The 14,838-nt window shown below is 69.2% G+C and carries 11 protein-coding genes; 5 read left to right on the top strand and 6 right to left on the bottom strand.

Annotated features, from left to right (window positions below):
- Position 1: 1 nt before the first annotated feature.
- Complete coding sequence (locus ON21_RS32995) at positions 2–943, bottom strand: NAD-dependent epimerase/dehydratase family protein (protein ID WP_039804651.1); 942 nt, start codon at positions 941–943, stop codon at positions 2–4.
- Between the two features lie 147 nt (positions 944–1,090).
- Here ON21_RS32995 and ON21_RS32990 point away from each other — a divergent pair, with 147 nt between their 5' ends.
- Together ON21_RS32990 and ON21_RS32985 are read left to right on the top strand one after the other, a co-directional pair.
- A complete protein-coding gene (locus tag ON21_RS32990) occupies positions 1,091–1,780 on the top strand; it encodes a TetR/AcrR family transcriptional regulator (protein ID WP_039804650.1) in 690 nt (229 codons plus the stop codon).
- A 175-nt stretch (positions 1,781–1,955) separates the two neighbouring features.
- Positions 1,956–3,620: a sulfatase-like hydrolase/transferase gene (locus ON21_RS32985; protein WP_051021626.1), complete on the top strand. Its 1,665-nt coding sequence runs from the start codon at positions 1,956–1,958 to the stop codon at positions 3,618–3,620.
- Positions 3,621–3,623: 3 nt separating this feature from the next.
- Here ON21_RS32985 and car read toward each other — a convergent pair whose 3' ends face one another.
- Positions 3,624–7,127 carry a carboxylic acid reductase gene (gene car, locus ON21_RS32980; protein WP_039804648.1) on the bottom strand — a complete coding sequence of 1,168 codons (3,504 nt, stop codon included), beginning with the start codon at positions 7,125–7,127 and terminating at the stop codon, positions 3,624–3,626.
- 225 nt (positions 7,128–7,352) lie between these two features.
- Between car and ON21_RS32975 the strand changes: the two genes are divergently transcribed.
- From ON21_RS32975 to ON21_RS32965, 3 genes are all read left to right on the top strand, one after another.
- On the top strand, positions 7,353–8,801 hold the full coding sequence (locus ON21_RS32975) for an MFS transporter (RefSeq protein WP_169332760.1): 1,449 nt from the start codon (positions 7,353–7,355) through the stop codon (positions 8,799–8,801).
- Positions 8,802–8,967: 166 nt separating this feature from the next.
- Positions 8,968–10,002: an LLM class flavin-dependent oxidoreductase gene (locus tag ON21_RS32970; protein WP_039804646.1), complete on the top strand. Its 1,035-nt coding sequence runs from the start codon at positions 8,968–8,970 to the stop codon at positions 10,000–10,002.
- Between the two features lie 19 nt (positions 10,003–10,021).
- Positions 10,022–11,386, top strand: a complete 1,365-nt coding sequence (locus ON21_RS32965; RefSeq protein WP_039804644.1) for an NtaA/DmoA family FMN-dependent monooxygenase — start codon at positions 10,022–10,024, stop codon at positions 11,384–11,386.
- Between the two features lie 124 nt (positions 11,387–11,510).
- On the opposite strand, the gene ON21_RS32960 is transcribed toward ON21_RS32965, so the two are convergent.
- The 4 genes from ON21_RS32960 to ON21_RS32945 all read right to left on the bottom strand — a co-directional run bounded on the left by ON21_RS32960 (position 11,511) and on the right by ON21_RS32945 (position 14,837).
- Positions 11,511–11,996 carry a glutathione peroxidase gene (locus ON21_RS32960; protein WP_039804643.1) on the bottom strand — a complete coding sequence of 162 codons (486 nt, stop codon included), beginning with the start codon at positions 11,994–11,996 and terminating at the stop codon, positions 11,511–11,513.
- A 95-nt stretch (positions 11,997–12,091) separates the two neighbouring features.
- A complete protein-coding gene (locus tag ON21_RS32955) occupies positions 12,092–13,684 on the bottom strand; it encodes a succinic semialdehyde dehydrogenase (protein WP_039804641.1) in 1,593 nt (530 codons plus the stop codon).
- Between the two features lie 139 nt (positions 13,685–13,823).
- Entirely contained in the window at positions 13,824–14,021 is a 198-nt protein-coding gene (locus tag ON21_RS32950) for a ferredoxin (RefSeq protein ID WP_039804639.1), read from the bottom strand.
- A gap of 9 nt (positions 14,022–14,030) precedes the next feature.
- Positions 14,031–14,837: an SDR family oxidoreductase gene (locus ON21_RS32945; RefSeq protein WP_039804637.1), complete on the bottom strand. Its 807-nt coding sequence runs from the start codon at positions 14,835–14,837 to the stop codon at positions 14,031–14,033.
- Between the last annotated feature and the right edge of the window lies 1 nt (position 14,838).

Below are 14,838 nucleotides of genomic sequence, written 5' to 3'. Positions count from 1 at the left end.
GTCAGTCGATGGGCGCGGCCGCCTCCCCGCGAAGGGCGGCGATCGTTGCGCGCAGCGACTCCACGGTCGGCGTCGGCTCGATGCCGAAAGCCGCGGTCGCGGCGGAGGAGTCGATCACGAACGGACGATCGAACTGATACCGCATCTCTCGCATCTCGCGGGCGTTGGGATCGACGAGCCCCGCGGCCCAGAGCACCGCGGCGGGCATCCGGCTCACCCGCGCAGGGGGAGCGTCCGCGACCGTCGCCGCGAGCCCGACCAGTTCGCGCACGGATACCGGCGGCGGGGTCGGCGTGTGCCATGCCCGCCCCCAGGCGTTTTCGTCGTGGGCGACCGCGACCAGGGTGCGGGCGGTGTCGGTGACGTCGGTCCAGCTGTGCGCGGCGTCCGGATCGGCGGGGAACAGCACGCGACGGCCCGCGAGCACCGCGGGCAGCGCCACGGCGGTGAAGGCCGATGTCGCTCCCGCGCCGAGGTAGTCCGATCCGCGCACCTCGGCGACGCGGACGCGGCCCGCCTCGTGCTCGGCCAGCGCCTCGGCCCACAGCTGCGCACGCACCCGCCCCTTCACACTGTTGGGCCGCAGTGGGTGCTGTTCACTGATCGGGCCGTCGACCTGCCCGTAGCCGTACAGGTTTCCGACATTCAGCAGCGCGGCGCCGGTTGCCTGCGCCGCTCGCATCACGGCCGCGGCCAACGGCGGGAAGTCGCTCGCCCAGCGGTGATACGGCGGCTGCGCGCACTGGTAGATCACCTCCGCGCCCGCGCAATGCCCGATCAAAGCCGCCGAGTCGGTGGCGTCGGCGGCGACGCGCTCGATCAGCGGATGATCCGGGCCGACGCCGCGCCGGGTGATCACCCGCACCCGAGTACCGCGCGCGGCGAGCAGTTCGGCGGTGGTCGCGCCCACCGGGCCGGCTCCGATGACTACGTGCAGAACCATGACACTCCATCCGCCTCGTGTTCCGATTCAAGAACACTGTTCTCTATCCGGTTCACCGTAGGCCAGAAGAATTTCGGAGTCAAGAACATTGTTCACGCACCGATACCGATGTTCTGTTACCGGTTGCTTGTTCTCTACACTGGGGAGATGTCCGCCCGATCGCTACGCGCCCGCGTCCGCTCCGAGATGACCGAGGAGATCAAAGCGGTGGCGCGCAGACGTTTGGCGGTGGACGGCGCGAACCTGTCGCTGCGTGGGGTCGCCCGCGATATGGACATCGTTCCCTCCGCGCTCTACCGCTACTTCCCGAGCCGCGACGACCTGCTGACCGCCTTGATTCTGGACGCCTACCGCGCCCTGGCCGCCGAAGCTGAAGCCGCCGACGCGAAGGTCCCTGCCGCCGATCTACGCGGCCGGTGGTTGGCGGTGTGCTCGTCGGTGCGGGAATGGGCTCTGGCCCATCCGGCCGAATACGGACTGCTCTACGGCAGTCCGGTGCCCGGCTACTCCGCACCGGAGGACACCGTCGCCCCGGCCACGGCCGTGGTCTTCCGGCTGGTCGCCATCGCGCATGCGGGGGCGGAGAAACCGACCCCGCCACCGCTTCCGTCCCCGCTACCCGAACCCGTCCGCACCGACCTGCGCCGACTCATCGAGCAGAAGCCGCCCGCCGACATGCCCGAAGACGTGCTCGACCGCGTCTTCATCGGCTGGACCCAGCTGTTCGGCCTGATCAGCTTCGAGATCTTCGGCCGCTTGAACGGAACAATCGACGCCCGCGCCGAGTACTTCGAACACCACATGAACCTGATGGCCGACCTGGTCGGCCTGCCCTGATCCGGCTTCTTCCCAGTCCGCCCTCAGCCGGCCCGACCGGCTCATCCGCGGCGACGACATGGCGGCGTGTCCGCACCCGGAGTGCGGGCCGCGCACGCCGGGCGGCGCTACGGTACACAGCACCGAGGTTCTCCGCGCTCCACTCGACCGAACATCACTGATTCGTGGAGGAACATTGCCGAGTTCGTTCACTCGCAGGGGATTCCTGACCAGCGCGGCCACCTCGGCGGCGGCCGCGGCCGCCGTCTCGACCGGAGCCGCACCGGGCAAGGCGCGGGCGGACACCGATCCGGACAAGCCGAACATCCTGGTGATCATCGTGGACGAGATGCGGACGCCCGTGTGGTTTCCCGATCAGGCGACGCTGGACGCCGTCCTGCCGAACATCGCACGTATCCGCAGGGGCAGTGTCTCGTTCGAGAATCACTACACCGCGGCCAACGATTGCACACCCGCTCGCGGCTGCCTGCTGACCGGCCTCTACGCGCAGCAGACCGGGGTCATGGTCGTGTCGGAGTCGACTTTGTCGCCGCTGTTCCCGACATGGGGATCCATGCTGCGCGACCACGGTTACGACACCACCTACTGGGGCAAGTGGCATCTCGGCAGCTACCCCGATCGCACGCCGGGTGCGCTGGAAGCCTATGGATTCCACGGCGGCACTTACCCTTCGCCGAACGGGGCGCCGGGTCAAGGGCTGCAAATGGATCCGAAGATCGTCGACCAATTCGTCGACTGGTTCCACAACGATTCCGGCAACGCGCCGTGGTGCACGACGGTGTCGCTGGTCAACCCGCACGACATCCAGTGGTGGCCGCGCTGGACCCGGCGCGACCAGTTCAACGCCGACATCCCGCGGTGGATGAACGAACTGCCGCCCAACTTCGAATCACTCGAACAGCTGTCGCGCAAACCGCGCCTGCAGATGGCGCTGGTCGAGGTCTCGGCGGTGGCATTCGGCGCGGCGCCCTACGGAACGCCGGAAGCCGTGCAGGCCTGGATCGAGATGCGCAATCTGTATCTGTGGGCGCAGCAGCAGGTCGACATCCAGATCGGCCGCGTCCTCGACACCTTGCAGTCGCGTCCCGACGTAGCCGCCAACACGGTCGTCGTCTTCACCTCCGACCACGGCGATTACGCGGGCTCCCACGGCCTGCACGGCAAAGGCGGAGCCGCCTACGACGAGGCGCTGCGCGTCCCGCTCCATATCCACGATCCGCGCGGCCACCTGAGCCCGGTGAGCGGGACGAGCGTCAGAGACCAGCTCACGTCCAGTGTCGATATCACTCCCCTGCTGCTCACCATCGGCACCGGCGGAGACGAATGGCGGCGCGACGGGCGCTATGAACATCTCAGCGGGCGTCTCGACATCGCCGCGTTGTGCCGCGACCCGGCAGCCGCGGGCAGGCCGTGGGTCGCCCACACCACCGACGAGGCGACGATCGAGGAAGCCGCGATGCTGTTCGACCAGAACGCCCCCGGCCACGTCGCGATGGTGCGCACCCCGGACGCGAAGTTCGCCTCCTATTCCCATTGGGTGCACGGCCGGATCCAGATCGACCCGGCGGCCGGACAGGAATTCGAACTCTACGACTACAGCACCGACGGCGGCAGGCTGGAACTGGACAACCAGGCCTCGACCGGAAATCCGTTGCGCCGCGAGATGGAATCGCTGCTGGACAACGTCATCCGCACCGAGATCCAGCAGCCGCTGCCGCCGTATCTGCGGGCCGCCCAGGCCGAAGGCATCGGCGACTACATCTCGGCGCAGACGAACGTGCTGACCCGAGCCGAACGCATCGGCAATGCCTTGCTGGATCTCGTGCCGAGGCCGTCCTAGCCGCTACAGCAAGCCCCGCACGTGCAGGTCCGCGACGTATTTCTCGATGAGGTCCCGGGAGATCTGCGGAATATCCTGATCTGCCCCGATTTTCGCGGCTCGCACGGCGGCACGGAATTTCTCCGCGGGCAACGCCGAGCCACGCACGGCCGGGGCCGGTCGCCGATAGGCGTGCAACAACGGCAGCACGGACGCCTGGCGCAGGCCTTCCGGTAGCGCACGCAGGGCGGTCTCGAATCGGGTGACCCACTCGTCGTAGTCGGCGATGCGCTCGATGCGATGGCCCGCGTCGATCAGCCAGTCGACGAACTCGTCGAGCGAGCGGCCGTCGTCGTGCGGGTTGAGCACGTCGAAACTGTGGAAACCCGTCCCGGTCGCCGCGCCGAGCGTGGTGATCGCCTCGGCGGTGAAATCGGCGGGCAAGCCGTCGTAGTGGGCGCGCGCGCGTTCGCCGTTCGCGCCGGTGCGGTAGAAGGAGAACGGCGCGATCCCGGTCACGAGCAGGCTCAGCAGCAGCCGGGTGAAGATGTCCGGCACGTTGAGCTGACCGGCATAGCGCCGGTCGGCGAGGATCATGTCCGAGCGGAACACCGTCACCGGCAGCCCGCACAGGTCGTTGGCCTCCCGCAGCAGCACCTCGCCCGCCCACTTGCTGTTTCCGTAGCCGTTGGCATAGCTGTCGTTCACCGCGCGCACCGCGCTGATCTCACGGATGTCGCCGTCCTCGGCGAAGACGGCCGGATCGATCTGCGTGGCCACGGCGACCGTGGACAGATAGGTGAACGGCTTGAGCCGCGTGGTGAGAGCGAGACGGATCAGCTCGGCGGTGCCGACGACGTTGGGACCGAACAGTTGCCGGTACGGCAGCACATGGTTGACCAGCGCGGCGGGATGCACGATCACATCGACCTGTTCGGCCAGCCGTTGCCACGTCCGATCGTCGAGACCCAGGTTCGGGTCACCGATGTCGCCGGGGAGGACCTCCAGATGCGCGGCGGCCAAATCCTGGAACTCCCGCACCAGCCCGGGATCTCCGGAGTCGAAGGCGCTGTCGAGTCGCTTGCGCGCGGCGTCGGCGTCGGACCCCCGGACCAGGCAGACGAGTGTGCCGCCGCTGTCGTGCAACCGCCGCAGCCACTCCAGGCACAGGAACCGGCCGAGGTAGCCGTTCGCTCCGGTCAGCAGCACTGTGCGCGGGGTTGCGGAGGGGCGCGGCAGGGTTGGCGCCGCGGCGAGTGTGCGGGCGTCGATGAACTTGTCGAGCGTCAGATCGGCGGCGTGGACCTGCGATCCCGCGCCGTGCACCGAGGCATACGTGGCGCCCCGAGCTCCCGAAGCGCGCTCGGCCGCGATGTAGTCCGCCACCTCGCGCAGTCCGTTGGCCGGGCTGATCACCACCGACACCGGCACCTCGATCTCGAAGATCTCGTGCAGCAGGTTGGACAGCGACAGCGCCGAGAGCGAATCCCCGCCGAGATCGCCGAAGCGCGCGTCGGGACGCAGATCGGCGTCCGCGCAGCCGAGTACGGCCTTCGCCGCACGGCTGACCGTCTCCAGCACCGGCAGGTCGTCCGCGGTGTGGCGCAAATCGAGCAGTTCGTTCGCCTGCCCGGCGGCCAGCTCGGCGTACAACTCCTGCAATCGCGGCTCGTAGCGCTCTTTCAGTTTGGGCCGCAGCAGCTTTCCGATGCCGCTCAGCAACCCGTTGGCGGTGCTGAACGGCTCCGGCTCGATCAGGAACTCGCGCGGGATCTCATAGGACTGCAGCTCGGCGTCCTTGGCCAGCTGTCGCAGCGACTCGCTCAACGCCGTCTTCATCTTCTCGGGGTCGCCCCAGGCGAGTACGTCCTCGGTGGGCACGATCACGGCGAGCAGGTAGGAGCGTTCGCTGCTGCCGTACACGAAGATCTGCCGGATCAGCGGACTGGTCGCATAGACCGACTCCAGACGCGCGACCGCGACGAATTCGCCTTGGGACAGCTTCAGCACGTTGTTGCGCCGATCGACGTAGACCAGGCGATCCGGGGCGAGTTCGGCGACGATGTCGCCGCTCTTGTAGAACCCGTCGGAGTCGAAGACCTCGGCGGTGATATCGGGCCGCTTGTAGTAGCCGGAGATCAGGGTGGTGCTCTTCAACAGCAGCTCGCCGCGCGGATGCGGTTTGTCGGTCCGGAAGTAGCCCAGCTCGGGCACGTCGGCCAGCTTGTAGTCGAGCACCGGCGGCCGCTGCACCCGTTCGTCGATGACGACCACGCCGCCCGCCTCGGTGGACCCGTAGCCGTCGTGCAATTCCAGGTCGAGCACCGACTCGACGAACGCTTTCATCTCCGCCGACACCGGAGCGCTCCCGCAGATCGCGGTGACCATGCGTCCGCCCAAGAAGTGTTCGCGCAGTTCGGCTTTCACCTCCGCTTCCAGCGCGGCCCGGTCCACCCCGGGTCCGTCGCGCCGATCCATCTCGCTCTGGAAGCGCTGGAAGACCATGTCGCACACCCGCGGAACGAAGAACAGCTCGGTCGGCCGGGCCAGCGCGAGGTCGTCGAACAGCGTCGACATATCGCTCTTGGCCGCGAAGTACGCGGTGCCGCCGCGCGCCAGCACACCGGTCAGCGACCCGCGACCGGCCACATGGCTCATCGGCATGTAGTTGAAGTTGATCGCGGCGACCTCGGGCCGGTTCACCCATCCCCTGGCGACCAGCCGCCGGCTGTACATCGCCCCTTTCGGGGTTCCGGTGCTTCCCGAGGTGTAGATCAGCAGCGCCAGCGGGTCGGCATCCGGCTCGGCGACGAACAGCGGCGCAGGCGGCAGCGACCTGCCGCGCGTCAGCACCTCGTCGAGCGATTCGACGCGCACCGGGCTGCCCGCCTCGGCCAGCCGCGCGCGGGCCGCTTCGAACGCCGCGCGCTGGTCGTCGTCTTCCGGGTGGTAGTCGAAGACGATCAGCCGTTTCGGCCCGGAGTCCGACAGAGCGCACGTCACCGCGGCGTCGAGCAGTTCGGGTGTCGCCGCCAGCACCCGTGGCTCGGTCTCCGCCACGATCGCGCTGAGCTGGGCGATCGGGGCGCTGGACTGCATGGGTACCGCGACCAGGCCCAGGTGGATGCAGGCCAGGTCCAGAGTGGTGTAGTCACTGCTGGTGAAGCCGAGGATGCCCACGAAGTCGCCCGCGCGCAGCGGTGTGTCCGCGTCACCGTGCCATGCGGCGGCCACCGCGCGCACGCGGTCCCACAGTTCGCCGTAGGTGATGGTGTCGAACCGCGGCAGCAGCGTCAGTGTGGTGCGGCCGGTCTCGTCGGTGCGCGGTTCGGTCGCGCGCTGGCCGAGGGCGGGCCGATCGGCGTAGCCGACCATGACCGTCTCGACGATCTGGGCGAGCCCGATCCCCGGCTCGCGAACTTTCTTGGCGACGTCCGCACGCGGTGTGGCGTTGCGAATGTCGTCGTATTCGGCATACAGCCGGGTGATGCGGCGCTCGAGCCGCTCCCTGCGTGTTTCGGGTGCCACGACGACCTCCTTCGGTCCTTGAACGCGCCTTCCTAAACACGTTAGCTCGTCTAAGTACTTTGGTCAGGTGATAGCCGCCGCGTGCGCCTGTGACACTGGACACGATGCCGGAAATGTCTCGAAACTACCCGTTGTTCCGTTGTGCCGCATGCTCAGCCTGGTGCTGCCGGTACCGGTGTCAGCGGGCTCCTGTTACCGGTGCCCGGCGCACCGCATGCTCGGTGCATGACACAGACCATATCGCCGGGGCCTGCGGCGGCAACGACGCCCGCCGCGGCTGCGGCCGCACCGGCCGCGCTGGGAGCGCGGCGCTCGCTCGCCATCCTCGCCGTCATCCTCACCGGCCAGTTCATGGCGGTACTCGATTCCTCCATCGTCAACGTCGCCATTCCCTCCATCCGCGGCTCGCTGCACACCAGCGGCGCGGCGCTGCAGCTGATCGTCGCCGGATACGTCATCGCCTACGCCGTCCTGCTGGTCACCGGGGCACGGCTGGGCGACCGGTTCACCCAGCGCCGCGCGTTCATCGCCGGGCTGGCGCTGTTCACCCTCTCCTCCCTGGCCTGCGGTCTGGCCTGGAACGAGACCGCACTGATCGTCTTCCGGTTCGCCCAGGGCGTCGGCGCGGCGGCCATGGTGCCGCAGATCATGACGCTCATCCAGCGCACCTTCACCGGCGCCGCCCGCGGGCGGGCGCTGAGCGTCTACTCCGCCATCATCTCCGGCGGCATGGTCGCCGGGCAGGTCCTCGGCGGGCTGATCGTCAACGCCGACCTGTTCGGCAGCAGCTGGCGCGGCGTGTTCCTGGTGAACGTGCCGATCGGTCTCGCGCTGCTCGCGGCCGCGCCGCGCATCCTGCCGTCCTCGGCCCAGCGGCTCGAGCGCAAGCTGGACCTGCCCGGGTTGGCGACACTCACCGCCTCGGTGTTGCTGCTGGTGTTGCCGTTGGTGCTCGGGCGGGAACTGGATTGGCCGTTGTGGTCGTGGCTGGCGCTGGCCGCGGGCGTGATCGGTTTCGCGTCGTTCGTGGCGATCGAGCGGGTCGTCGCCGCCCGCGGCGGCGAACCGCTGTTCGCGCGGTCGGTGCTGACCGCGCCCGGCCTGGCTCCCGCCGCGGTCGCGCTGTTCGTGACCATGGCGACCTTCGGCGGCTGGATGTTCGTCATGGCGATCCACCTGCAGAGCACCCTCGGCTACAGCGCGCTGCACGCGGGGCTGCTGTTCGTCCCGCTCGGCGCGGCCTTCGCGGTCGCCAGCCTGAACTGGGAGCGCGTCCCGGCCCGCTGCCACGCGGCGATGATCCCGCTCGGGCTGGTTCTCGGCGCGGTGAGCATGGTCGCCATCGGCGCGCTGTTACGCGACGGCGGCGAAGTCGGACCTCTCGTTCTCACCCTGCTCGGCCTGTGCGGCGCGGGCAACGGCCTCGCCTTCAGCCCACTCATGACCCGCACGCTGGCCAAGGTTCCGATGAGTCTGGCGGCCGACGCGAGCGGCATTCTGGTGACCAACGTCCAACTCGGCGTCGTCGTCGGGATCGCCGGTTTCGGGTCGCTGTTCCTCGGCCTCGCGGGCAGCACGGTGCACAGCGCCGCGCACGCCCTCGGCGGGACGGCGATCGCCGAAGGTGTCACGGTCCTGGTCGCCGCGGCTTTCGCGGCACGCGCGGCGCGGTAGCCGCCGTTCGACAACCTTCGAATCATCGCGACGCAAACCATCGCGCAGCGCCACTTTCACCGCGCATGCTCGCAATGGGTGCGCCGCCGGTGGCCCGAGCCGGATCGTGCCGGGCTCGGGCCACCGATCGTCGTGTCACGGTTCGCGGGATGAAAGAAGGTGCGGGATGGGCGTTTTCGCGCTCGGTGTAGAACTCGACGGGGAGGGGTTCCGCCCCGAGGCGTGGCGGCGGGCGGCGCACGCGCCGGACCGCCTGCTCACCGCCGACACCGTGCGCGGGCGGGTGGCCGCCGCCGAGAACGCCGGATTCACCCTGGCCACGTTCGCCGACTCGATCCTGCCGGGCCAGGAGATACCCGGTCGCATCGACGCGGTGACGCGCGCGTCCTTCGTGGCGGCCACGACCAGCACGATCGGCCTTGTTCCCACCGTGGCCACCACCTACGCCGAGCCGTTCCACACGGCATCGCAGGTGGCGTCGCTGGACTATGCCTCGCGGGGGCGGGCCGGATGGATCGCCGAGCGCGTCGACGATCCACGTGCCGCCGCCGCCTGGGGACGTCCACCGGTGGCAGGAGACGCCGACCTGGCTCGGGAGCAACGGGATTCGATCGAAGTGGCCCGTCGCCTGTGGGACTCCTGGGAGGACGACGCGGTGATCCGCGACTACGTCAGCGGGCGGTTCCTGGACCGGGACAAGCTGCACTACATCGACTTCCAGGGCGAGACCTTCTCGGTGAAGGGGCCTGCGATCGTGCCGCGCCCACCACAGGGGCAGCCGGTGGTGTTCGGCGCCGAAGGAGAGGTCGACGTCCGGTTCGTCGCCGCCGATTCCGTCGCGGCGGCGGTGGAAGCGGGGTCGGCCGGGGATGCACTGACATTCGCCGAAATAGAAGTCACCCTGGATATCCCCGGCGCGAGCGCCGCGCAGCGATTCGATGAAACCTCCAGTTCGCCCGGCCGCCTGCCGTTCTCCGGCTCGGCCGCCGAATTGACCGATCTACTGACCGAACTCAGCGCGCATCTCGACGGAGTGCGGCTGCACTTGGCCGTGATCGACGAAGACCTGCCCGTGCTCGCCCGCGAGGTCCTGCCCGCCCTGTTGCGCACCGGGGTCGCGCACCGTCCCGTTCCCGGTTCGACCTTGCGCGCCAACCTCGGCCTGAATCGCCCCGCCAACCGCTACGCGGCCACCCGCTGATCGTCAGGAGATCGTTTCCGTGACCGACTTCCCGCGCCCGGACGCCCAGGTCCACTTCGGCGTCTTCTTCCAGGGCGTGAACCACACCACGATCTGGTCCGACCCGTCCAGCGGTTCGCAGATCGACTTCGAGACCTTCCGGCGGGTCGCGCAGACCGCCGAGCGCGGCCTGTTCGACGCGTTCTTCCTCGGTGAGGGCCTGCGCCTGCGTGAGCAGGACGGCGCCATCCTGGAATTGGACATCGCGGGCCGGCCCGACGCGATCACCCAGCTCGCCGCGCTGGCGGGCATCACCCGCCACATCGGCCTGGTGGCCACCCAGAACACCACCTACAACGAGCCCGCCGATCTGGCGCGCAAACTCGGCGGCCTCGACCTGCTGTCCGGCGGCCGGGCGGGCTGGAACGCGGTCACCACGGACAACGCGTGGACCGGTGCGAACTTCCGGCGCGGCGGATTCCTCGACCACGCGCTGCGTTACGAGCGCGCCGCGGAGTTCGTCGCCACGGTGCGGGCGATCTGGGACGCCTGGGAGGACGGCGCGATCGCGACCTCGCAGCAGAGCCCGTCGTGGGCGCGCGCCGAGGCGATCCATCCGGTCGTGCGCACCGGCCCGCACTTCGACGTGACGATCACGCCCACGCTGCCGCGCAGCGCCCAAGGGCATCCGGTGATCTTCCAGGCGGGCGATTCACCGGCGGGCCGCGATTTCGCCGCGGCGCACGCCGATGTCATCTTCTCCAGGCACGGAACGCATTTCGACGACGCTCTGGCTTTCGCGAACGACATCCGCGCCCGCCTGCGCGCGGCGGGCCGCCCCGACGACGACATCCGGATCCTGCCCGGCACGCAGATCATCCTCGCGGAGAAGGAATCCGAGGTCGAGGAGAAGGTGCGCTGGGTGAAGAACGGCCAGTACACCGGCCGCACCGCGCTGTCGCTCGCCGGCCAGATCTGGGGCCGCGACCTGTCCGACCTCGATCCCGACGGCCCCCTGCCCGCCGACGACCCACAGCCCCGCCCGATCTCGGAAACCCGAGGCGCACCGCGTTCCGGACAGGACCCGATCGCCATCGCCCGGGAATGGCGAGCCAGGGCCGAGGCCGAGAACCTCTCCCTGCGCGAAGTCGTGATCGCCTCCACCGAACGCTCCGGCTTCGCGGGCACCCCGGCCCAGGTCGCCGACGAACTGGCCCGCTGGGTCCGCCACGGCGCGACCGACGGCTTCAACATCTCCCCCTATCTGGTCCCCACCGGCCTCGACGAAATCGTCGACTGGCTCGTCCCCGAACTCCAAGAGCGCGGCGTCTACCGCACGGCCTACACCGGCACCACCCTCCGCGCCCACCTAGGCCTCCGCGAACCCCTCACCCGTCGCTCCTGACACTGTCGCGAGTGGCGCACCAGCGAGAGGTCTCCTCGCGTTTCGCCACAGCGATGTGCCAGTCGTGGCCGAGACGCACCGGAGCCGCCGTCCTGGGTGGACGGCGGCTCCGGTTGTCGTGTGGTCAGAGGACGGATTCGATGGCGGCTATCAGTTCCGGTGCGTCGGGGGTGGTTCGGGGGCGGAAGCGGCCCGCCACCTTGCCGTCGCGGTCGATGAGGAACTTCTCGAAGTTCCACTGGATGTCGCCGGCGTTGCCCTCGGCGTCGGGGGTGTCGGCCAGGCTCTGGTAGAGGGCGTGGCGCTGGTCGCCGTTGACGTCGGTCTTCTCCAGCAGGGGGAAGTCGACGCCGTAGGTCGTGGCACAGAACTGCTGGATCTCCTCCGCGGTGCCCGGCTCCTGGCCCATGAACTGGTTGCACGGCACGCCGACCACGCTGAAACCGCGCGGGCGGTAGGACCGGTGCAGTTCGACCAGGCCGGAGTACTGCGGCGTCAGCCCGCATTTCGAGGCCACGTTGACCAGCAGGACGGCGCGGTCGCCGACCAGGTCGGCCAGAGTCGTCGGCTCGCCGGACAGCGTCCGTAGCGGAACTTCTCGAAGGCTCATAGGTATCCGTTCTCGATTCCGTGGATCCACCCCGACGGCCACGCTACCGGATCGCCGGGATTCGGACCGCCGCAGGCGCATCGGCCCACGAGCGCTCAGCGCAACCTGGTCCGGCGCATCAGCCGCAGCGACATCAGGGTCATCTTCAGTTGCTTGTCGTAAGGCTGACCGGCCCGGGCGGCGAGCACCTGCTTCTTGAGCACGCCGACGTTCACCGTGTCGGTGTACTTCAACAGGCCCTGATCGCCGTGCCGGGTGCCGACTCCGGACTGCTTCACTCCGCCCGACGGCGTGCCTTTGGCGGCGTAGGTCGCGACGAAACCGTCGTTGATATTGATGTTGCCCGCTTGCAGTTGTGCGGCGATCCGCTCGCCGTGCGCCAGGTCCCGGGTCCACACGCTGGCGTTCAGACCGTAGTCGGTGGCGTTGGCCAGGCGCACCGCTTCCTGCTCGTCGTCGAACGGGTACACGGTGACGACCGGGCCGAAGGTTTCCAGCGTCGCGTGCGTCATCTCGGGGGTCACGCCGGTCAGCACGGTGGCTTCGTAGAACGCGGGACCCACATCGGGGCGTGCCTGCCCGCCGACGTGCACGGTGGCGCCTTTGGCCCGCGCGTCCTCGACGTGAGCGGCGACCCGTTCCAGATGCTGCGAGGACACCAGCGAGCCGAACTCCGGCGTGTAGTCGTAGGCTCCGCCGATCTTCCCGTTCAATTCCGCTGCCGCGGAGACCAACCGGCGCAGGAATTCCTCGTGGATCGAGCGGTGCACATAGATCCGTTCGATGTGCATGCACGCCTGCCCGGAGTTGGCGAACGCGGCGAACACCGCGCCGGGAATCACCTCGTCCAGGTTCGCGTCGGCGAGCACGATCATCGGATTCTTGCCGCCCAGTTCCAGGCTGCATCCGATGAGGTTGCGCCCGGCCTGCTCGCCGACGATCCGGCCGGTGGCGGTCGAGCCGGTGAACATGACGAAATCGACGTTGTCGATCAGGGTCGGCCCGATGTCGGGCCCTTCACCGCACACCACCTGGACCAGGCCGCGGGGCAGCCCGGCGCGGTACAGCAGCTCGACCCCGAAGAGCACGCACAGGGCGGTCTTGTTGTCCGGCTTCAGCACCACGCCGTTGCCCGCCATCAACGCGGGCATGGCGTCGGACAGCGCGATGGCGAAGGGGAAGTTCCACGGCGCGATCACGGCGACGAGCCCTTTGGGGCGGTGCTGCTCGATCGAGGAGGTGATCAGCGGCATCGCGCCGCCGCGCCGCCGCGGCCGCAGCACCCGGCGCGCGGTCTTGAGGTAATGGCTGATCACCATGGGCACGTCACAGGATTCCTCGACGGCCATGCGCCGGGTCTTGCCGCACCCGATCTGGATGAGGTCGGCGATGGTCTCCACTTCGCCGAGAATCAGTTCGTGCAGCCGCGCGAACACCCGCAGCCGCTGCCGCAGCGGCAGCGCGGCCCACTCCGCCTGCGCCGCCCGGGCTGCGGCGCACGCGGCGAGCACGTCTTGCGGTGACGACTGCGGAAGCGCGCCGACCGGCGCGCCGGTGTAGACCTCGGTCATCTCGTATGCCGTCGCGCCACCGTCGGCGGCGACCAGGCCGGTCAACCGGTCGAGCAGTTCCCCGGTGATCCTGGCGGGCAAGGCGCTCTTCGCCTTGTCGGTGTGTGCTGTGCTCATCGGATCTTCTCCATGACGTCGGGCATCGCCGCAGGTGCCGGGCCGGACCGCGCGACTGAATTAGAACACGTTCCGGTTTTGGTTTCATCGTATTCGTCCCGGCACGCCCTGCCTACCTGCCGTGCGGGACGAATTCCGCTCACTCGTCCGCGGCGATCGACAGCGCTCGAGTCGGGCAGTAGTGGACGGCGCGCTGCACGTCGCCACGGACCCGCGGGTCCGTGGCGGCGTCGAGGATCTCGACTTTGCCGCGCTTGGGGACGTGGAACGCCTCGGGCGCCTCGTCCTGGCACACGGCGTGACCCTGACACAGATCCAGATCGGCCAGCACTCGCATCGTCGCTCCTTACGGTTCGTTCGGTCCCGCGGCGTCCGGGAGGGGACGTATCGGCGCCTCGGGCTGCACCTCGACCAGCACCAAGTGCGAGCCACGCGGCGTGGACACCACCGCGATCACCGCGGCGGCCAAGTCGCTCGCGCGCAGCATGTACGGATGCCTGGCGAACCCCCACGCTTTCCAGTCCTCCAGCACCGGCCCGACGATCTCGGGCGTGGAGTCCATGCCCATGCCGGTCAGGGTCGGGCCGGGCCGGACCTGGGACAGGCGCACGCCGCTGCCCTCGAGTTCCATGCGCATCTGCGCGGCCATCGCCTCCAGCCCCGCTTTGGCGGCGCTGTAGGCGCCCGTGCGCGGCCGCGGTTCGGAGGCGCAGTCCGAGCTGATCAACACGACGTCGCCGCGCTGCCTGCGCAGCATGCCGGGTAGCACCCGGTGCACGAGTCGCTGCGCGCCGACGAGATGGACCTGCACCTGGCGCACGAATCGGTCGGGATCCATCGCGTACGCCTGCCCGAACTCGATGTCGCCCGCGCTGGAGACCAGGATCTCGGTGGGGCCGAGCGTGTCTTCGGCGGCACGCACGAATTCCTCGACCGAGTCCGGGTCGGTGACGTCCAGACGATGGGCGAACGCCTCACCGCCGTCGGCCCGGATCTTGTCCGCCAACTCGGCGCACTGCTCGACGCGGCGCGCGCCCAGCGCGACCGGGTGGCCGAGTTCGGCCAGGGCGACGGCGGTGGCCGCGCCGATCCCGGAGGAGGCGCCGGCGACGAGCGCGGGCCTGCGCTCCGGATGGGGTGCGAATCTTGGCATT

The organism is Nocardia araoensis NBRC 100135 (assembly GCF_000308435.1).
In the GTDB taxonomy this organism is placed as follows: domain Bacteria; phylum Actinomycetota; class Actinomycetes; order Mycobacteriales; family Mycobacteriaceae; genus Nocardia; species Nocardia araoensis.
This window is presented reverse-complemented; position numbering and strand designations above follow the sequence as displayed.